This window comes from Acidihalobacter prosperus (assembly GCF_000754095.2).
Lineage (GTDB): Bacteria > Pseudomonadota > Gammaproteobacteria > DSM-5130 > Acidihalobacteraceae > Acidihalobacter > Acidihalobacter prosperus.
Genome location: NZ_JQSG02000001.1, coordinates 1 through 18,216 on the forward strand (window position 1 = coordinate 1; position 18,216 = coordinate 18,216).

Below are 18,216 nucleotides of genomic sequence, written 5' to 3' on the forward strand. Positions count from 1 at the left end.
TCGGGTATCCGGAAGATCGTGTTGATTTGAGATGGAGTTGAGATGACGCATCTTGGCGCCTAAACCGGAATATTGTGTGTATGTGTGTCGACACTGCCACACCCGGCATGAATAGGGTTTGATGCTTGATTGTGCGGATTTCAGCTACACGATTTATAACAATTCACCCAGAGTATGATCAGGCGTGTGAGTGCTCTGTATCAGAAAGTTGACTTAAAATAGGGCACGAGTCGCCTCCATCCGAGCAACACAAATGGCTAAGGCGTGTGAGTTCATCTTTGAATGCAGACAGACTGGAGATCTTGTGCTCTATTTCTGCAAGCTTTGCCTGAGTCAGCCCCAGGACCTGCCGACGCGCTTCATTGGGTGCTGAGCGCAACCGCAACAGAACACGGATGTCATCCAGGCTAAAGCCGGCACTTTTGGCTCGACGGATAAACATCAGCTGTTCGATATCGTGACCATCGTAGTCACGTCGCCCAGCGGCATCGCGCCCGACGGCATCCAGCAAGCCTATTTTGTCGTAGTAACGCAGTGTCTCGGGACTGAATCCCGAGCGCCTTGATGCCTCTCCAATTTTCATCCATACCTCCTTCGGCAAACCGGGGCGACTCAGCTATCACCTCTAGAATCGCCAATGACGCGAGATAACCCGTGAGGTCTTCACCAGTGCGAGATCTAGCGTTTGTCAGCTGAGTGTGTCTGGCAGCGAAATATCATGCCACAAAGCCTTGACTTGGAGTTAACTCCAAGCGTTATAAGTCACCAGGAGACTCGGGTAAAGAGGTATTCGACATGCAGTCGTTCGAACTACAAATCGGTGGCATGCACTGTCATGGCTGTGCGCTGAGGCTTGAACAGGTGTTAAAGAGGGTTTCCGGCGTCAGCGCGGTTAAGGTTTCCTATCAGGATGGTCAAGCTCGATTGATCATCGATCCCGATGCGACATCGCCGGAGAAGCTGGTGGCATTGGTGACCGACGCTGGATTTACGGCAACGACGACATCGGAGGGGCGGCGTCATGACGAACATCGCACTTGATCCTTCATCAGACTGGCACCCTTGGCGAGACGAGCCCACGCAAACACCGCCACTGCGTCGCGTCAGCGCCCATATCGGCGGTCTGCACTGCTCGCTTTGCACGGGAACGATCGAGCAATCACTTGGCAAACTGCCCGGTGTAAAGAAAGTCGCCGTGAGCCTGACCCACGAACAGGCCTTGGTCGAATACGATCCAGCGCTGACGGATCCGGCAGTCTTGATGGGAACGCTTGGCGATATCGGCTACGAACTACAGGATCCGAGGCGGGTCGAGCCGTTCGAAGTGCAGGAACGCCGTCTCGCCAATGAAGGTGCCCGATTCCTGCTGGCGCTTTCCGCCAGCCTGATCGCCGTGGCTTTGATGGCGCCGTCACAGGGCTGGCAACTCGTCCTTTCCGGGCTCGTCTATGCCACCCTGCTTCTTTTCTCATGGACGCTGCTCAAGCCGCGCGGATGGATACGCGCGCTCTCCGGGACGGCCACACTAGCGCTTCTCGGCTTGCTCATCTACGCATTGAAGTTGGATGGCCTATTACAGACCTGGGCGGCACCGTTGACCGCGGCCTTGGCGCTAGGCGTGTTTTTAGGCCCTGGCGGCAATTTTTTGAAGATTGCCTGGCAGTCCCTGCGGCGAGGCATTCTCAATCAGCATGTATTGGTCGAAATCGGCGCTGTAGCGGGCATCATCGGCGGGGCCCTCGGTTTTGTTCTACGGCTGCCCCATTACCCTACGGCGGCTTTTTTCGGGGTCTCGGTGATGGTGCTGACCTATCATCGCTTTTCCGAGTGGCTTTCATTGATCGTGAAGACGCGCAGCTCCCAAGCGGTGCGAAAACTGCTCGATTTGACGCCGCGTACGGCGAGACGAGTGGGAAAAAATGGACACGAAGAAACCGTGCCGGCGGAGACGCTTGCGATCGGTGATCGCATTCGTGTGCGCCCCGGTGAAAGGATCGGTGCCGATGGCCGGGTGCTGGAGGGGCATTCTTCGGTGGATGAATCGCTGTTGACCGGCGAGCCCCTTCCTGTTGAGAAAACGACCGGGACAAGTGTCGTCGGTGGTGCCATCAACGGGCCAGGCATGCTGCTCGTCGAAGTAAGCGCTGTAGGTGACGACAGTTTCCTGGCTCAAGTAGTCCGCAGCGTCGAGGAATCGCGCGCACTAAAGCCCGGTCTGCTGCATCTGGTGGACCGTACCCTACGCATTTACACGCCGCTTGTTCTGACCCTTGCCTTGCTGGCCCTGCTAGGGTGGCTGCTGGCAACCTGGCTGATGAGTGGCACACCGGATGTGGAGCGAGCGGTCTTCGCTGCGCTTTCCGTACTGGTCATGGGTTATCCCTGTGCGGTCGGGATTTCGGCACCTTTGTCGATCGTACGCGGGGCTGCCGATGCAGCAGAGGCTGGCGTGCTGATGCGTACGGGCGAGTCTTTCCAAGCGTTCCGCCAGACAACGCTCGTAGTGTTCGACAAGACCGGCACACTTACCGTCGGGCGTCCGCAGGTAGCCAAGCTCATGCCAGCCTCAGGAGTGGACGAGATGCATATGCTGAGCCTGGCGGCATCGGTCGAGATGGGCTCGGAGCATCCGCTTGGGCATGCGATCATAAATGAGGCACTGGAGCGCGGGGTCGCTTTGGGCGAGGCGTCGGATTTCAAGGCGATAGCCGGCTTGGGCATAACAGCCAAGCTCGGTGATACCCAGGTCCAGATTGGTAATGCCGAATGGTTGCGAACGCAACAGATCGCCATTCCTGATGATAAGGCCATCAAGAGCGCGCAAGCGCTGGGGCATACGGCCGTTGGCGTGGCGGCTGCGGGTCTTTTCCAAGGCTGGATCCTGCTGGGTGATGCCTTGCGCGAAGATGCCCGCGAGACGATCCAGGCACTGAATCGTCACGGCATCCGCGCTTTGATGTTGACGGGGGATCACCCGCATACAGCGGAAGCGGTCGCTAAGCAATTGGGCATAGAAGAAGTCTATGGGCGTGTCCTGCCTCAGGAGAAGGCCGAGCGCATCCGGCAATTTCAGGCGTCCGGTGCCCATGTCGCCATGGTAGGCGACGGCATCAATGATGCGCCTGCGCTGATGCAAGCCGACACGGGGGTTGCCATGGGGTCCGGCACGGATATCGCGATCGAATCGGCCGATATCGTCGTTCTCAACAACCGGCTCTCATCGATTCTGATCGCCTGGCAGATCAGTCGTCGGAGTTATGCGCGTATGGTCCGTAATGTTTTGCTGGCATTCGCATTCAATGGCCTTGGCATACCTGCGGCGGCGACAGGACTCGTGAACCCCGTGTGGGCCATGACGGCAATGGCAGTGAGTGTTACCGCGATTTTCGTCCACTCCTTATGGGGCAAACCTGCCATATTTTTTTCAGCCGTCGGCAGTGTCGGCACGAAATCTGCTGTGCTATCGCAAGATGCCATGAGTACTCCAAGATGAAAACAATTCGCTTTCGTCTTGATAACGATGCGGTGCGTATCGGCGTCACATTGATTGCACTGGCCCTGCTGTTCTTTGCGGGGGAATGGGTTTATCACACGGTTGGTTGGCTATTGTTTAAAGCCCAGGGAACGCCGGTCGTGCCCGCTCCGCTGATCCTGGCCATTGGGGTTCTTGGTGGTGCCGCCTCATTTTTTTCGCCTTGTAGTCTCGTGATTACACCCTCCTTCCTCATGTATTTCGTGGGCAATAGGGCTTCAATGTCTGTTGACATGAAACAACATGACCGCAGCCTGTTCATGGCGTCATTACTGATCGCATTAGGTATCATCGGTTTTTACGGCGTCGCCGCCGTGCTGGTCGGCATGATTGGCCCCGTAATCTATCGGTTCCTGATCTACTTGATTCCTGTAGTCGGCATACTTTTCGCAATCTTGGGCTTTGCGCTGTTGATCGGAGGTGCCGCCGCATTGAGTGGTGCAGCGCGGTTTTTACCGGGACGGCGCTACTATGATCGGTTGCTGGCGGGTGCGGCGCAGGGACGGCGGCGTGATCTTCTGGGTTTTGGCGTGGCCTACGGAGCGGCCGCACACACGTGCACCTTGCCCGTTTTTTTGGGGGTCATCATGCTACCGCTCGCCGCAGGTGTCTACTGGCTTGCCGCCTTGGCCGTGCTGCTCTATGGAACTGCCATGGCAGGCTTGATGCTCCTCATGCTTGCACTGGGTCAGCCCGCCGTATTGGCCGTGCGACGCCATATCGGTCTCTATTTGCAGCCGGCTACCGGCATTCTGTTTCTATTGACCAGTGCGTACTTATTTTATTATTTCCTGTTGAATTTCGGGCTTATATCGGGAATCTAAGGGGGGGAGAAATCATGCATCAATCAGTGCGCATCCGTCTCGCGCCGGCCGCCGCATCACTACTGGTGGTATTTGCTTTGCCAGCGATAGCGGCAGCATCCGCCCCATCTGGTACGACGCCGGTTTTTAAGTTGATAGAAGGTAAAGCCTGGTCGTCCTATCCCTACTCGCCTCCGGTTCTCCATATTCCGGCAGGCAAGACCGTCGCACTCGAACTCACCGACAACATCGGCGGCTGCGGTCTCGTGACCGTATTCCCGCATCTAGGTCCTCAGGGGAAAACGGTGTCCATCCGCGTGCCGGTCGGAGACACGAAAAGAATCTTGATACACGCTCCCAAGCCAGGGAAGTACGTTTATCACTGTTCTGAAAACATGTGGTATGGAGAGATCGTGGCCGAATGATTCGATGTGACTGACGAATCCATCAGCGACTGCCTCGTAGCCTAGCGAGGATGAACGTTATCGTGCCCGCGACCAGACACTGGAAGCTTTTGTAAGATTGGCGGCCTGGTGCACGCAGCAGCCACCGGGGCATGCTCGCACGGGATGGTCTAGCCCGAATGTTTCATAAACCCGCCAATTCTGCCCAGCATCTCACTTGCATGTCTGGCTTTTCAGCCTGCTGAGTCAGATCGGTACCGCAACGTTGCCCTGGAAAGTGTACGCGCTCGCCGGTCACGGAGCCTGCAGCCGGAATTTCAGCGTCGAGGCGTGCCGAGGCCCGCGGGGCTTGCCCGGATGGATGCGTTTCGCGGGTTACACACGGCGGTGTGTTTCAGGGTATGGCTGGAGGTCGGGCGAGATAAAGCAATTCGGTCACCCGGTGCAACAAGTCTTTTCACCGGGCAGCTGCTCGGCAGGTCCAACTTGATCCGATCCTTGTACTGCACGACGCGCACCGCCCGCTTGAACAGCTTCTGGATAAGGGTCATGGACTGCGCTTTCACCAGTTCAGTGTGGCACAAGGTGTTCTCACGCAGACTGTGGATCAGGGTGTAGGCGCACACAGGCGTAGAACAGGCGCATGTGATGGCCGAAGAAGGTGTGATTGGACGTTCGATCACTGGCCAGGTCGTTTTTGATGGCCTTGATGAAGTTCTCATCCTGGCCCCGGGCGTAGTATAAATCCCAGTACAGCGTCTCAGACGTCGGGTTGGTCAGCGACGTCTCGACGAAACGCGGGTTGTCTCCTAAGCCCATCACCTCGGCCTTGAACACCAACCGGTGGGCCTGAGCTCGCCGTTGCTCATGCAGGGCCCGCGCTTTCGCGAGCAAGGGCTTGGCCGCGGGCACAAGCGCCGGGTTGCCGGCCAGGCCGAAGAGGAAATCCATCTGCGCATCCTCTTCGCACAGGGCCATCAATTCCGGGTTGGAGAAATGTCCATCCCCGCGCAGGACGATGTGGGTGTCCGGCCAGGCTTGACGCAGCCGGCGCACGACCCGACCGATGATAGCCGCATTCTCACGCCCGGTGGGGCGCTTGCCGGGACGCAGCACCGCCGTGATGAGTGCGCCGGAGAGCCCCTCGAAGAGAAACAGCGGCCGGTAGCAGTGGCTGCCATAATAGGGGTTGTAGAAGGCCAGTTCCTGTTGCCTATGGGTGCGGTCGTCGGAATGGTCCATGTCCAGGACAATCACCGAAGGCGGGTCGGCGTAGCGAGCAATGAAGGCCTCAACCAGGGTCTTGGCCAGACGATAGATGTCCTTGCGGGTGAGCCCATTCTCCAGGCGCGAGAACGTGGGCCCGGAGGCCAGGTCGTTGTCGGTATCCAGCGGCGCGCGCCCGAGTGCGAGCTTGAAGGCCGGGTCTTGGCGCAGATCGTTGGCGTCGTTGCCATCGGCATAGCCGCAGGCGGTCTGGAAAATGCGCTGGCGCAGTAGATCGGCCAGGCAGTCGATCAATCCAGTTTGCCGATCGACACCGTGCAGCAGGAGTGCGCCGAAATCACTCGATACAGCACCTCCCTCGAAGTCGGCACGGACGGTGAAACCGGCCAGGGTGGGGAAACAGAGCTGAGTCGGGGCGACATCACTTATGGGCGGTCTCGGTTAGGCTTCGCCCGAAGCGTTATTATCGTAAATTTTTATTATATCAGTTAGTTAAGCGCCCGCCCTTCTATTTATGAAAAATGGGTATCCGGAAGATCGTGTTGATACGGGTCTAGAGATCGCCGTTTTCAATCAAGGATATCAATGTTGATATCTGAGCGCCGTAGTTGGTTTCTCGTTCGATGTCGATAATCCTTGAAAAGGTTTTGTACGCGAACATCGAGTCTTCCATCGTTGCTCTTCGCTTGGGATATTTGGGTTTCTTGACTGTATGTACCCCTTCGGTGAAAAGGATCTTTGCCCGAAGCGCCTCGAAGCTATAGCCGCGCCCAAGACGATTCATCACCCGAATCAGGTTGTTCAGACTTTCCGTATAGGCGTTGGTGATCGGGTGATCGAAGTAGTTGAAGATCTCCGTGTGCCAGTTACCGATGGCCGTGAGAATCGGCTTGAAGGCATCTCTCATCTCATCGGATAGACTCCCACACCAGATCTCATAAGCACTTTCCGCGTCAGGCCGGTTGTCCATATCCCAGATGCCATAAAAAGCTTCCTTAGCATCGTAGGCCGCCCCCAGCGATGGGTAGTTGACAGTCCAGCCCGAGAGCTTCAGGTAGTCTTCGTCGGAGATGTCACGGCGGCGTTTGAGCAGCACGAAACGATCGTGCATCAAGCCCCTGCGCTGTCGTGAGGTAAGTTCCACTCGCAAGTTCTTGCGTACAGTGTCCAGACACTGATTCGCCATCCGCACGACATGAAACTTGTCGATGACGATTCTGGCCTGTGGGAATACCGTGTTGACGGCGTCGCGATATGGATTCCACATATCCATTGCGACATACCGCACCTTTTCCTTATCGGGTAGCGTTTGCAGGCGCTTGATCACGGTCGGCTTGTTGCGGTTAGGCAGCACCTCGACGATGGTTTGATGCTCGATATTCGAGATCACGCAGCGCGGTTTCTTGACGATGTAGATCTCGTCGATGCCCATCCATCTCGGCGTCTCGAACCGGACTTCCTTCTCCAACCGGTTGACATAGGCGCGAAAAATGTTGCGGATGCTCTTTTCGTCGAAGCCTACGTCCTCGGCGATACTGGCAAAGGTGCGGCGTAGTGACTCACGCTCGATGTATTGCACCAGTCGTCGCGTCGCTTGCCGGCGATCATGCATCTCGGGCAGCGGTTCCATGAAAGTCTTGCCGCATTGTTTGCAGCGTAACCGTCTGCGGTCTACCCAAATACCTACCCGCTTGCCGCGCACGGGGGCGTCCATGAAGAGTTGGCGCTTGCGTCCGAAGCCCACGGTATGAGAAGAACCGCAGTCAAGACAATATTGGCTGGAGCCGTTGCTGGTTGCCTCAATGTGATAATCATGTTCGGATTCTTGAACCGAGTCCTGCTGTAAATACTTGAGATTCAACAAGTCCATCTAGAGCATCCCATGCGAGCAGGCATCGTCAGCCGCGGCATGCAGCCACGTGAAGGCTGCCATTTTCCCCAAACGAGCCTAATGTCTGGGTGCCAGCATGATAATGGCCACCCCCATTAGGGCGACGAGGTTGCCGATGACATCCCACAGACCGAGACGTATCCCTTCGCCCCTCATAGCCAACCGATAGTGACGGCAATGTATCCGCCGCCATACGCGGCGTAGGTACGCCCAGCCGCCGTAGGGTGAAGGGTCAATAACCAAGCGAAAACAGCGAGCGAGGCTGCCGCTGGCAATAGCAGCCAAGGATCTCGGCCACGGCCGTGTGGCCACGAACAGGACAGAATGCGTAACAAGTTGAGTTCACTGGCGAGCAACGGCAGGTCGTTTCCAGGTGCGGGCATGAACGTCCCCTGGCTGCGACCGAATACGCGGAAAACCTTCCTGAGGATTGAACCCGGATGATCCATATCGCGTGCCGCGAGAGGCATCGCCTCAGGCAGCCGGTTGTGCCGGACTCAGGCCGGGCAGGTGGCGGCGCAGGGGGCGCAGGGCCACAGCCGCGAGCAGAAAGGCGCAGCCCAGTTTCGCCCAGCCTGGCAGCAACTCAGCACTGGCCTGGATCTGGGCCGTGATATTGATGTTCAGGGCATGCACCAGGGCATCGGTCAACAGACCGAATCCAATAGCGCAGGCGCTGATGCCGCCGACGTAGATCAGCACGAAGCGCCAGCCGAATACCTTGCGCAAGGCGCCTACCGTGCCCAGATTGGTTGCCGGTCCCGCCAGCAGGAATACCAGCACCGCGCCGGGCGAGACCCCTGCCAGTAGCATAGCAGTGGCGATCGGCGTGGATTCGGTCGCGCAGACGTAGAAAGGCACACCGACCAACAGCATCAGCAGCATCGCCATCCAGCCACTGCCGTAAGCACCCAGTGCAGCCGGCGGCACCAATGTCATGGTTAAACCCGCCAGCGCGAGGCCGAGCGCCATCCATAGACTGAACTCATCCAGTAGGTCGGTGACCGCATAGCGAATCCCCGCCATGCTGCGCCACCCGAGCGAACCCGTGTTCGTATTCAAAGCGTGTGCGGTCGATTCGTAGCCGCAGGACGAATCGTTGCAGTCCGCTTGTGCAATCCTCGCCGGCTTGACTTCAGTACTGCACGCACTCGAACACGTTTGTGATCCGCAGGCGTCGATTCCGACCCGATCTGGGGCAGAACCCGGCACCCGCCTTGCCTCCGGTTCGGCGAGATTGCCCAGCAGGCCAGTCACGATGGCGCTCAGGATGGCGCTGATCGGACGAACGATGGCCATGAACGGCCCCAACAGCGCGAACGAAATGGCCACCGAGTCCACGCCTGTCTCCGGGGTGGCGATCAGAAATGACAGGGTCGAGCCTCGCGAAGCCCCGGCACGGCGCAAACCCAGCGCGACCGGTATCACACCGCAAGAACACAGCGGCAGTGGCGCGCCGATCAGCGCGGCTTTGGTGACCGGCCACAAACCGCGACCGCCCAACCAACGCCCCAGCCGGTCTTGCGGCACCCATGCCTTGATCAGGCCAGCGCATATCAGCCCGAGCACCACCCAAGGCGCGGCCTCCAGGTACAGCGTCCAAGTGTTCGCGATCCACTGTGCGAGGGTGTGAAGAGTGGTGTCAATCAGGTTCATCAGCGGTTTCCACACACATGCCGCGCACCGCCGCATTCAGGGCGGGCAACGGCGACTCGTCATTCCAGCGGTAATAGACCATCTTGCCCGCGCTGCGCATGCGCAGCCAGCCCTGGCCGCGCAGAATACGCAGTTGCTGTGAAGTCGCCGCTACGCTCAGGCCGAGCAGGTGAGCCAGATCGCAGACGCACAACTCCGCCTCGCGTAAAGCGCGCAGGATCATCAAACGCTTGGGATTACCCAGCATTTTGAACAATTCGGCGCTGGCCGCCAGCTGTTCCGCCTCGGTCGCCAGAGCAGCCTGAACCCGGGTCACGGTGCGCGGATGAAAGCATTCCAGGGCGCAGACGTCCGCTTCGGTTGCAGTAGGGGTAGAGGGTTTATGTTTCATGTTTTCGAATATAATTGAATGAGTCTTGGCACGCAAGCATGAACCGGACACTCAAAGCACCGCACGGCATACAGCCGGCAGCGGCTCGAATGGAAGGAATCGGGCGCTTGGGGCATCCATGATTGCATGATGGAGTCAACACGATGAAAGCAATCGGCTCCAGGCACTACCTGCCTCTGGACGTATGGCTCATGCCCCTAGCCTTGTCGCCAGCGGGCTTGGCCGTAGCTGCACCTGCGCCGCGCAATTACTTGAGAGGCGCTCTCGACCCTTATCTGCTCTGCGGATGCATGCGAACAACCCGTGGATTGGTATCCCTTGGGGGGGGCGGCGGCGCTGGAAAATGCTCGACGGGAAAACAAACCGATCTGTCTATCCATCGGTTATCTGGCCTGTTACTGGTGTCATGTGGCCGACCGCGAGTTGTTTTCCGATTCGGCTATCGCCCGCCTGATGAATCGCTGGCTCGTGAATATCTTGGTCAACCGAGAGAAGCGCCCGGACATCGACCGCGTCTGTCAACTCGCCGCAGTGGTCATGAACGGACAGGGTGGCTGGTCCAGTAACATTTTCCTCGCCTCTAATCTGAAACCGTTTTCCGCTGCCGTATATTTTCGCCGCATATCAGCGCATTCGGTCAGTCGGATTTCTCCAGGTGCCATGTCGCATCCTTCAACCACGTTCAGATTTACTGATAATCCTGAGGTATCTCTTAAGGTTAACCAATCATGGACCTCATCCTGCCTCAGGCAGCGGCCATTTGGTGTGACGAATCCCCTGCATGGGAATCCGGTATTCGGTCTGGAAATGGTCCACCTGGAGTGTCACATGATCGATATCAAAATGCTCAGCAAGCAGTTCACTCAGGCGTCGACGCACTGCATGGCACTCTCCGGAGCAAGGCTTATCGCCGGATATGAGGACGTGGGCGGATAGGGCAGTAAAGCCAGATGTTATCTCCCAGACATGCAGGTCATGCACCTCGAAGACACCAGGATCTGCAGCCAGTGTGTGACCGATTACATCCGGGTCCACTCCCTTGGGGGCGGCTTCGAGAAAGACGCGCCCCGATTCTCTGAGCAGACTTACCCCCGCACGCAGCATCAAGGTCGCCACCACTAAGGCAGCGAGAGCATCGAAACGGTAGAAATGTGTCCAGTAGATCAACGCGCCGGCAATCGCGGTGACAATGAAGGCGTACAGATCGGTGAGGATGTGCTGAAAGCTGCCTTCGACGTTGAGACTTTCCCGATTGGCCTTGCTCATTGACCACGTTGCCAACAGGTTAACGACAATACCCACCAGGGCGATCCAGGTCACGAGAAGTCCATCGACCGCAGGTGGCCAGATCAGGCGTCGCACCGCCTCAATCAGGAACCAACCAGCCAATGCTACCAATGTTAGGCCGTTGATCTGGGCACTGAAGATTTCAGAGCGTTTGAAGCCGAAGGTAAATCGCCCTCCTGCAGGCCGCTGTGCCAAACGCATTACAGTCAGCGACATCGCGATTGCGCCCGCATCGGTGAGCATGTGCCCTGCATCAGATATAAGTGCCAGCGAGGAGGCCATCAGACCCGCGACGACTTCGACTGCCATAAAGGCCAGCAGCAACGCTAGAGCGATCGTCAGATAGCGCTTGTCAGCATCCGGACCGATCGAATGGGTATGGTGGTCATGCGCATGCCCATGGTTATGGCGGTTAGAGTCATGTCCGTTCGCATCGTGTTCATGAGAATGGGTATGGGTATGCATCACGTTCGGCACCTCTCCGAGTAGCTCGCCCAGGGCGAGGCCGCGTGCTTGGGCACCGCACCTGGCATGAGTTGCGTTGATTTCTATTATTACCGTTCGTCTCCAGTTTCTTCAGCGACGTGGATCGTCATATCGCTAAGTACCCGACGCACGTGCTCATCGTTGACTGTGTAGAACACCTGTTTGCCACGTCGCTCGGCACGCATGAGGCGCGCCGCCTTCAGCAGACGCAAGTGGTGACTCACCAGAGAGGGGGTCAGGCTAAAACGATCGGCCAGATCCTGGACGCAGACCGCTTCCTCAAGGCAAGCACAAATCAGTCGCAGCCGATTGACGTCGCCCAACAGGTGGAACATGCCGGCTAATTCTTCGGCTTGCTCAAAAGTCGGTTCCATACTCATCGAATAGTTCCACGTCGAATCAAAGTAACGATTGAATAGTTGTTCATATATTAATGATGAAGCTCTATGATATCAACCGCCCCGACGGGAAACCCGACGCCGGGCATCTCTACATGGATGCTGGGGGAGCTGGTCTGGCCCTTCCGTGTACTGGCTTGTCACAAATCAGAAGGCGCTGCGGACTTACTGGTGAAACGGGAAGTTCGGTTGCGTCTTGGATAGTCGCCACACATACACACAATATTCCGGTTTAGGCGCCAAGATGCGCCATCTCAACTCCATCTCAAATCAACACGATCTTCCGGATACCCGTTTTTTCCAGGTCGGCCAGGTAGGCCGTTTCGGTCACTTCGAGTTTGAGGGCATGGCGCGACTCGGGATGGGCGTCCAGAGCCTCGTCGAGATCCTGCAGGAACTCCGGGGCGAGCAGGTGGCGGGCGCCGATGTTGATCGAGATGGTGGTGTCGAAACCGTCGTTGCGCCAGCTCGTCAGCTGGCTGAGCGCCTGTTCGAGCACGTATCGGCCGAGCGAACGAATCAGGCGCCCATCCGCCTCGACCAGCCCGATGAACTCGTTGGCCGGGCGATAGCCGCCATCGGCCAAGGGCCAGCGGATCAGTGCTTCGAATCCGGTCACGCGACAGGCGGCGACGTCCATCTTCGGCTGGTAATGCAGGACCAGATGGCAAGCGCGGATGCTTTCCAGGAACTCGCGCTGTACGCGATGCCGGCTGAGCATCTGTTCTTCGAGCTGCGGGCGAAAGAAGCGGTAGCTACTGCTTTCGTCGAGCTTGGCCTCGTGCAACGCCAGGTCGGCTCGACGCAGCAGCGATTCCGGGTGGCGGCCGTCGCCGGGACATTGCGCGAGGCCAATATGCGCCTGGATGTTGACGATTTCACCCTCGGGCAGGTTCAGCGGCGCGCCGAGAGCGGTCAGCAGTCGACTCAGGGTGGCATGCCAGTGGGGATCGCCGGCGCGCGGGTAGAGGATGAGCCCGAATTCATCGCCACTGAGTCGCGCGACCAGATCGTCGCCTTGGCGGAAGGCTTCCAGGCGGCGTGCGGCTTCGTCGACCACCCGGTCGCCGCTGTTGTGCCCCAGGCGATCGTTGATGGCCTTCAGTCCCATCAGATCGAGTATGCCGATCGCGAAGGGCGACGATTGACGGTGTACCAGTGCCTTGGCCCTCAGGTCGGTCAGGCGGCCCATGAACAGGGTTCGGTTGGGCAGATGGGTCATCGGGTCGTAGAGGGCGTGACGCTGCAGTTCCTGTTCATTGTCGTAGTCCTCGAGTGACAGGCCGATGCGCTCCGCCAGTTCGCCGAAAAGCTTCAGCTTGTCCTCGGAACAAACCTGTGGTCCGCGCGAAAAGACCGCGACGATCGCTTCGACGCGGTTTTGCAGCATGATGGGGGCCAGGGCCAGCGAATTGATCTCGTGTTTTTGCAGCAGCAGCCACCAGGCGCCCAGCGAAGGCTCCTTGAAGATGTCGGGCAGACACTGCACTTCGGCCGATAAAAGCAGTCTTTGGAAAATGTTCGATTCGGCGCTTGCATCCATGCGAATGCCGGCGATGGCCTGTTCGATGCGGGCACGCTCCTCGACGGGTTCTGGGCCGATCATTTCGCTGCGCAGTCGCAGGCGTTCCCAGTCGACCCGGGCGATCCAGATGAAATCGGGCCGCAGCGATTGCAGGATGATTTCGCCGGCGCGTCTGAACAGGGCGGACGGCGTCGGGCGTTCGGCGATGAAGCCGTTGAGCGCGCTGAGCGCGGCGTAGGTGTCGCGCAGGCGTTCGGCTTCGGTGCGTGCCTCGATCAGGCTGGTTTCTCGCCGGTGCACCTTGTCGCGCATGCGGTTGAAACTGACGGCCAGTTGGCCGATTTCATCGTGCGAGGCGATGGGCAGCGTGATGGCGTAGTCGCCTTTGCTCAGTCGACGGGTGGCTTCGACCAGCAGTCGTATGGGCTTGGCGACCCAGCTGTCCTGTATGAGCAGGCCAACGAACAGCATGACCAGCATGAGGCTGACGAGTATGGCCTCCGCCTGCAGGATGGTTGCCTGCTCGACGCGCGCGAGTTCGTGGTTGTCGACCGAAACCTGGAGATAGCCGATGCGCTTGTCGTCGGTGCCGGCGATCGGCAGGGTCAGATGAACGCTCTGGCGGTAGGCCAGTGCCTCGCCGACCCGGTGTATGTAATCGTGATGGCTGTCCTCGGTGCTTCGCAGACCGAACAGGGGGTAGAGCCTGATGCCGTCGGTGTTGCGCAGGGTCAACTCGATCCAGTGCGGGTGGCGCCGGTGAACCTGGCGCAGGGTTTCATCGATCAGGGCCAGATTGCCGTTTGCCAGCGGAGGTGCAATGGCGGCGGCGACCACCTGCATCTGCTTGAGTGTGTCGGCCTCGATCTGCGCGGTGGCCTTCTCGTCGACATCGGGCAGCCAGAAGTAATACAGGCCACCGACCGCGAGCAGCAGCGTGGCGCTGATTGCAATCAGGGGCAACTGGAGTTTGAGGCGGATGTTCACGGCGCTTCCGCCTTCGCGTACGCATCAAGGCCGAGCGACTCCAGCGGCTTGTAGCGGGAAAATTCGACCCGTCCCACCTGCCGGATCGGCACGGCGGCGAGCAGGGCCTGTCCCTCGGCCGAATTTGCCAGATCGAGCAGTGCCTGCGTGACGCGCCGGACGACGGGTTCTGGTACGTGGGGCGATACGGCAATGGGATGGGTCGGGGCGCCCGGTGTGCGGTAAAGCACGCGCAGCCTTTGCTGAACGGTTTCGGGCTGCAGCTGCAGGGTCGCGAGTACACCGCCTCCGGCCGGCGCCAGCCCGAGGGCCACATCAAGATAGACCGAGCTGTGATTGACCACGTACCAGGGGCGCACGGTGATGCCGAACCGGCGATGCAGCTGGGCGCGCACGAGCAGCGTGGCGGCGAAGGCGTGGGGGGCCGGAAAGGCCACGCGGCGGTCCGCGAGTGCTTCGATCGAATCGATGGGGCCGTTGCGGCGCACGACCACGATGCCATGCATCCGGCGGCTGATGTCTGCAACCAGCGGGCGATAGCCCTGCAGACGGTGCGCGACGATGAGGTGGTAGGGGTTCATGTAGGCGAAGTCGTAGGCGCCTGCATAAAGGTGGCGCTCGAACTCGGGGATGTTGCGCGGCACCTCCAGTCGCAGATGCACGCCGGAACGCTGCTCGACGGCGGCCAGCAAGGGCCGCCAGGTACGCTGGATGCGTTCGGGCGTGAATTGCGGCACCACGGCAAAGCTGTAGACCGGCGGTGCCGGACCGTCGGGCGGGTGTCCTTCGTCGGCGTGGGCCGGCGTCGTCCACAGGCCCGCGAGCGCGGCGAGCAGGAGCCATGGCCGCCAGCGCCGAAATGGCGAGGCCATGGGGCTGCGAACGGGGCCCTGCGGATGACGGTTATGACGTCTTGTTATAGTCATGTGTTGAGCATAGTCGTTGACTCGCAAACCGGCACGCCAGCCCCGAGATTGACAGCCCGTGGGTGCGGTAGTAGCGTGGCCGGCCAGCGCCGATTTGAGTCTTCAGCTTGCGGGCGCTTAATAAATCCGGCTAAAGCGAGAGGCCCAGTCGGCCCCGCTTCAAGCCCTGCGGGGTTCCTTATGTGGTTTCGCCATGTGCGGCCCCGTTTTGCGACCAGATCATGCCACAGCGGAGGCGGTTCATGAGCAGCGATTCAAATAAAGAATACGACGGATACGACTTCGAAACGCTGGCGGTGCGAGCCGGCCAGGTGCGCACCCACGAGGGCGAGCATTCGGAGGCGATCTTCACCACCTCGAGCTTCGCCTTCGCCAGCGCCGCCGAGGCGGCCGCCCGCTTCTCCGGCGACGTGCCCGGCAACATCTACTCCCGCTTCACCAACCCGACGGTAAGGACCTTTCAGGACCGTCTCGCGGCGCTGGAGGGCGGCGAGGCCTGCGTGGCCACATCCTCTGGCATGGCGGCCATCCTGGCGACCTGCATGGGCCTGCTGCAGCAGGGCGACCATGTGGTCAGTTCGCGCAGCGTGTTCGGCACCACGACGGTGCTTTTCGATCGCTACCTGAGGCGTTTCGGCATCGAGGTCGACTTCGTGCCGCAAACCGACCTGGAGGCCTGGCAGGCCGCCGTCAGGCCGAACACCCGCATGCTGTTCGTCGAGACGCCTTCGAATCCGCTGACGGAAATCGTGGACATCGCCGCGCTGGCCGACATCGCGCATCGGGGCGATGCGCTGCTGGTGGTGGATAACTGCTTCTGCACGCCGGCGCTGCAGCGTCCGCTCGCCCTGGGCGCGGATATCGTGGTGCACTCTGCGACCAAGTATCTGGACGGGCAGGGCCGGGCGGTCGGCGGTGCCGTCGTCGGCGATGCCGAACGGGTTGGCAAGGAGGTTTTCGGCGTGCTGCGTACCGCCGGACCGACCATGAGTCCGTTCAACGCCTGGATCTTCCTCAAGGGGCTGGAAACCTTGGGCCTGCGCATGCAGGCGCACAGCGCGCATGCGCAGAAACTGGCCGAATGGCTGGAGGCGCAGCCGTCCGTCGCGCGCGTGCATTACCCCGGGCTTGCTTCCCATCCCCAGCATGCGCTGGCCACGCGTCAGCAGCGCGGTTACGGCGGCATCGTCTCCTTCGAGGTCAAGGGCGGTCAGGCGGCGGCCTGGCGCGTGATCGATGCCACCCGCATGATCTCCATTACCGCGAATCTGGGTGATGCGAAGACCACCATCACCCATCCCGCCACGACCACGCATGGCCGCCTGAGCATCGAGCAGCGCGCCGAGACGGGTATCGCCGATGGCCTGCTGCGGGTGGCCGTGGGGCTGGAATCGGCCGACGACATCATCGCCGATCTGGCGCGCGGCCTTGGCTGATCCGACTCCGCGCGACACGCTGCTGGCCCTTTACCGGGCCGCGTTGACGCGGGTTGACGGCCGCCACGCCGTCAGGCGGTGGCTGGAAGACCACCCGCTGGAGGGCGGTTGCTGGCGCGTGGTCGCGCTGGGCAAGGCCGCCTCGGCGATGGCGCTGGGCGCGCATGAGGCCCTGGGCGACCGCCTGTCGGCCGGGCTGCTGGTCACCAAGACGGGGCATCTGGATGCCGCGGCGGAGGCCGACCCGCGATTCGGGATTTACGTTGCCGAACATCCCTGGCCGGGCGCGGGCAGCCTGCGGGCGGGGCGCGCGCTGATCGAGTTCATCGATGCGGGCGCCGCCGACGTGCCTTTGTTGTTCCTGGTCTCGGGCGGCGCTTCCAGTCTGGTCGAAGTGCCGGTTGCGGGCGTCGATCTGGGATTTCTGCGCCAGGCCAACGACTGGCTGCTGGCCAGCGGCCTTGCGATCGATGAAATCAATCGCGTGCGTCAACGCCTGTCGCAGATCAAGGGCGGCGGGTTGCGGCGTCGTTTGAATGGCCGGCCTGCGCTCGCGCTGGTGATTTCGGACGTGCCGGGCGACGATGCGCGTGCGATCGGCTCCGGCCCGCTCGCGGAGCCGTTGCCAGGCTCGCCGCCTCCGGTACCGGAATGGCTGTCCACGCGCCTGGCCACACCGCCGGTTCTAACGGACCTGCCTCCGGTTCCGCATCATCTGATCGCCTCCCTGGATCAGGCGCTGGCTGCCGTCGAAGCCGAGGCCGGAAGAATGGGGTTGCGTGTCGAGCGGATGCCGGCGCCGCTGTCCGGCGATGCGGGGGTGGCCGGTCGCCGCGTGGCGGAAGCCCTGTGCCAAGGACCCGTGGGCGTGTCGCTATGGGGCGGCGAAACCACGGTGACCTTGCCGGATCGCCCCGGTCGCGGCGGGCGCAATCAGCATCTGGCGCTGGCCGCCGCGGAAGTGCTTGCGGGACGGCGGGACTGCTGGCTGCTGTCTGCGGGCACGGACGGTACGGACGGCCCCACGGACGATGCCGGTGCCCTGGTGAGCGGCGGCACGCTGACCCGTGGTCGCAGGCAGGGTCTCGACCCGGAAACGGCTCTGAACAAGGCCGATGCCGGCAGCTTTCTGGAGGCGAGCGGCGATTTGATCCACACCGGACCGACGGGTACCAACGTGATGGATCTGGTGATCGGCCTGCGAACGGAACGGTAGCGAGAGGTTGATGCGGATGCAATGGGGTAACAGCTCGGGATGGAGGCTGCT

14 protein-coding genes and 3 pseudogenes are annotated in these 18,216 nt (G+C 60.3%); 7 read left to right on the forward strand and 10 right to left on the reverse strand.

Going from position 1 to position 18,216, the window contains the following annotated elements:
* Window positions 1-178: 178 nt before the first annotated feature.
* Window positions 179-583, reverse strand: a complete 405-nt coding sequence (locus THPRO_RS16110; protein WP_145923204.1) for a heavy metal-responsive transcriptional regulator — start codon at window positions 581-583, stop codon at window positions 179-181.
* Between the two features lie 212 nt (window positions 584-795).
* Here THPRO_RS16110 and THPRO_RS16115 point away from each other — a divergent pair, with 212 nt between their 5' ends.
* From THPRO_RS16115 to THPRO_RS16505, 4 genes are read left to right on the forward strand one after another with little or no spacing between them, the layout of a single operon-like run.
* Window positions 796-1,041, forward strand: a complete 246-nt coding sequence (locus THPRO_RS16115; RefSeq protein WP_082954321.1) for a heavy-metal-associated domain-containing protein — start codon at window positions 796-798, stop codon at window positions 1,039-1,041.
* Window positions 1,022-3,493: a heavy metal translocating P-type ATPase gene (locus THPRO_RS00005; protein ID WP_038094127.1), complete on the forward strand. Its 2,472-nt coding sequence runs from the start codon at window positions 1,022-1,024 to the stop codon at window positions 3,491-3,493. The genes THPRO_RS16115 and THPRO_RS00005 overlap by 20 nt, the downstream gene beginning before the upstream one ends.
* A complete protein-coding gene (locus THPRO_RS00010) occupies window positions 3,490-4,356 on the forward strand; it encodes a cytochrome c biogenesis CcdA family protein (protein WP_065089036.1) in 867 nt (288 codons plus the stop codon). Before THPRO_RS00005 ends, THPRO_RS00010 begins: the two co-directional genes overlap by 4 nt.
* 14 nt (window positions 4,357-4,370) lie before the next feature.
* The gene (locus THPRO_RS16505; protein ID WP_145930641.1) at window positions 4,371-4,760 is read left to right on the forward strand and encodes a cupredoxin domain-containing protein; all 390 of its coding nucleotides are present in this window, start codon (window positions 4,371-4,373) and stop codon (window positions 4,758-4,760) included.
* Window positions 4,761-5,133: 373 nt separating this feature from the next.
* Here THPRO_RS16505 and THPRO_RS00015 read toward each other — a convergent pair.
* The 5 genes and pseudogenes from THPRO_RS00015 to THPRO_RS00035 all read right to left on the reverse strand — a co-directional run bounded on the left by THPRO_RS00015 (window position 5,134) and on the right by THPRO_RS00035 (window position 9,904).
* A pseudogene (locus THPRO_RS00015) lies at window positions 5,134-6,395 on the reverse strand (IS1380 family transposase).
* A gap of 124 nt (window positions 6,396-6,519) precedes the next feature.
* Window positions 6,520-7,836: an ISL3 family transposase gene (locus THPRO_RS00020; protein ID WP_065089037.1), complete on the reverse strand. Its 1,317-nt coding sequence runs from the start codon at window positions 7,834-7,836 to the stop codon at window positions 6,520-6,522.
* A 78-nt stretch (window positions 7,837-7,914) separates the two neighbouring features.
* Window positions 7,915-8,240 (reverse strand): annotated as a pseudogene (locus tag THPRO_RS00025) (YnfA family protein).
* Between the two features lie 91 nt (window positions 8,241-8,331).
* Complete coding sequence (locus THPRO_RS00030; protein WP_052064744.1) at window positions 8,332-9,513, reverse strand: SO_0444 family Cu/Zn efflux transporter; 1,182 nt, start codon at window positions 9,511-9,513, stop codon at window positions 8,332-8,334.
* Entirely contained in the window at window positions 9,500-9,904 is a 405-nt protein-coding gene (locus tag THPRO_RS00035) for an ArsR/SmtB family transcription factor (protein WP_052064743.1), read from the reverse strand. The genes THPRO_RS00030 and THPRO_RS00035 overlap by 14 nt, the downstream gene beginning before the upstream one ends.
* Before the next feature lie 303 nt (window positions 9,905-10,207).
* Here THPRO_RS00035 and THPRO_RS17455 point away from each other — a divergent pair.
* Window positions 10,208-10,528 (forward strand): annotated as a pseudogene (locus tag THPRO_RS17455) (DUF255 domain-containing protein); the annotation flags it as partial.
* A gap of 111 nt (window positions 10,529-10,639) precedes the next feature.
* On the opposite strand, the gene THPRO_RS00040 reads toward THPRO_RS17455, so the two are convergent.
* From THPRO_RS00040 to THPRO_RS00055, 4 genes are all read right to left on the reverse strand, one after another.
* Window positions 10,640-11,656, reverse strand: a complete 1,017-nt coding sequence (locus tag THPRO_RS00040; RefSeq protein ID WP_052064742.1) for a cation diffusion facilitator family transporter — start codon at window positions 11,654-11,656, stop codon at window positions 10,640-10,642.
* A gap of 89 nt (window positions 11,657-11,745) precedes the next feature.
* Window positions 11,746-12,057, reverse strand: coding sequence for an ArsR/SmtB family transcription factor (locus tag THPRO_RS00045; protein ID WP_201786905.1), 312 nt, complete (start codon window positions 12,055-12,057; stop codon window positions 11,746-11,748).
* A 283-nt stretch (window positions 12,058-12,340) separates the two neighbouring features.
* A complete protein-coding gene (locus THPRO_RS00050; protein ID WP_065089038.1) occupies window positions 12,341-14,587 on the reverse strand; it encodes a diguanylate cyclase domain-containing protein in 2,247 nt (748 codons plus the stop codon).
* The gene (locus THPRO_RS00055; protein WP_052064100.1) at window positions 14,584-15,459 is read right to left on the reverse strand and encodes a phosphate/phosphite/phosphonate ABC transporter substrate-binding protein; all 876 of its coding nucleotides are present in this window, start codon (window positions 15,457-15,459) and stop codon (window positions 14,584-14,586) included. The genes THPRO_RS00050 and THPRO_RS00055 overlap by 4 nt, the downstream gene beginning before the upstream one ends.
* A 296-nt stretch (window positions 15,460-15,755) precedes the next feature.
* Between THPRO_RS00055 and THPRO_RS00060 the strand changes: the two genes are divergently transcribed.
* Window positions 15,756-16,949, forward strand: a complete 1,194-nt coding sequence (locus tag THPRO_RS00060; protein WP_038087555.1) for an O-succinylhomoserine sulfhydrylase — start codon at window positions 15,756-15,758, stop codon at window positions 16,947-16,949.
* Complete coding sequence (locus tag THPRO_RS00065; protein ID WP_065089039.1) at window positions 16,942-18,165, forward strand: glycerate kinase type-2 family protein; 1,224 nt, start codon at window positions 16,942-16,944, stop codon at window positions 18,163-18,165. The genes THPRO_RS00060 and THPRO_RS00065 overlap by 8 nt, the downstream gene beginning before the upstream one ends.
* Window positions 18,166-18,216 lie beyond the last annotated feature (51 nt).

What these genes read in the sequence shown, in the direction of transcription:
- THPRO_RS00060 (WP_038087555.1), top strand. Translation starts at nt 15,756, where the DNA reads ATGAGCAGCGATTCAAATAAAGAATACGACGGATACGACTTCGAAACG.
- THPRO_RS00010 (WP_065089036.1), top strand. Translation starts at nt 3,490, where the DNA reads ATGAAAACAATTCGCTTTCGTCTTGATAACGATGCGGTGCGTATCGGC.
- THPRO_RS16110 (WP_145923204.1), bottom strand. Translation starts at nt 583, where the DNA reads ATGAAAATTGGAGAGGCATCAAGGCGCTCGGGATTCAGTCCCGAGACA.
- THPRO_RS00045 (WP_201786905.1), bottom strand. Translation starts at nt 12,057, where the DNA reads ATGAGTATGGAACCGACTTTTGAGCAAGCCGAAGAATTAGCCGGCATG.
- THPRO_RS00035 (WP_052064743.1), bottom strand. Translation starts at nt 9,904, where the DNA reads ATGAAACATAAACCCTCTACCCCTACTGCAACCGAAGCGGACGTCTGC.
- THPRO_RS16115 (WP_082954321.1), top strand. Translation starts at nt 796, where the DNA reads ATGCAGTCGTTCGAACTACAAATCGGTGGCATGCACTGTCATGGCTGT.
- THPRO_RS16505 (WP_145930641.1), top strand. Translation starts at nt 4,371, where the DNA reads ATGCATCAATCAGTGCGCATCCGTCTCGCGCCGGCCGCCGCATCACTA.
- THPRO_RS00030 (WP_052064744.1), bottom strand. Translation starts at nt 9,513, where the DNA reads ATGAACCTGATTGACACCACTCTTCACACCCTCGCACAGTGGATCGCG.
- THPRO_RS00005 (WP_038094127.1), top strand. Translation starts at nt 1,022, where the DNA reads ATGACGAACATCGCACTTGATCCTTCATCAGACTGGCACCCTTGGCGA.
- THPRO_RS00040 (WP_052064742.1), bottom strand. Translation starts at nt 11,656, where the DNA reads ATGCATACCCATACCCATTCTCATGAACACGATGCGAACGGACATGAC.
- THPRO_RS00020 (WP_065089037.1), bottom strand. Translation starts at nt 7,836, where the DNA reads ATGGACTTGTTGAATCTCAAGTATTTACAGCAGGACTCGGTTCAAGAA.
- THPRO_RS00055 (WP_052064100.1), bottom strand. Translation starts at nt 15,459, where the DNA reads ATGGCCTCGCCATTTCGGCGCTGGCGGCCATGGCTCCTGCTCGCCGCG.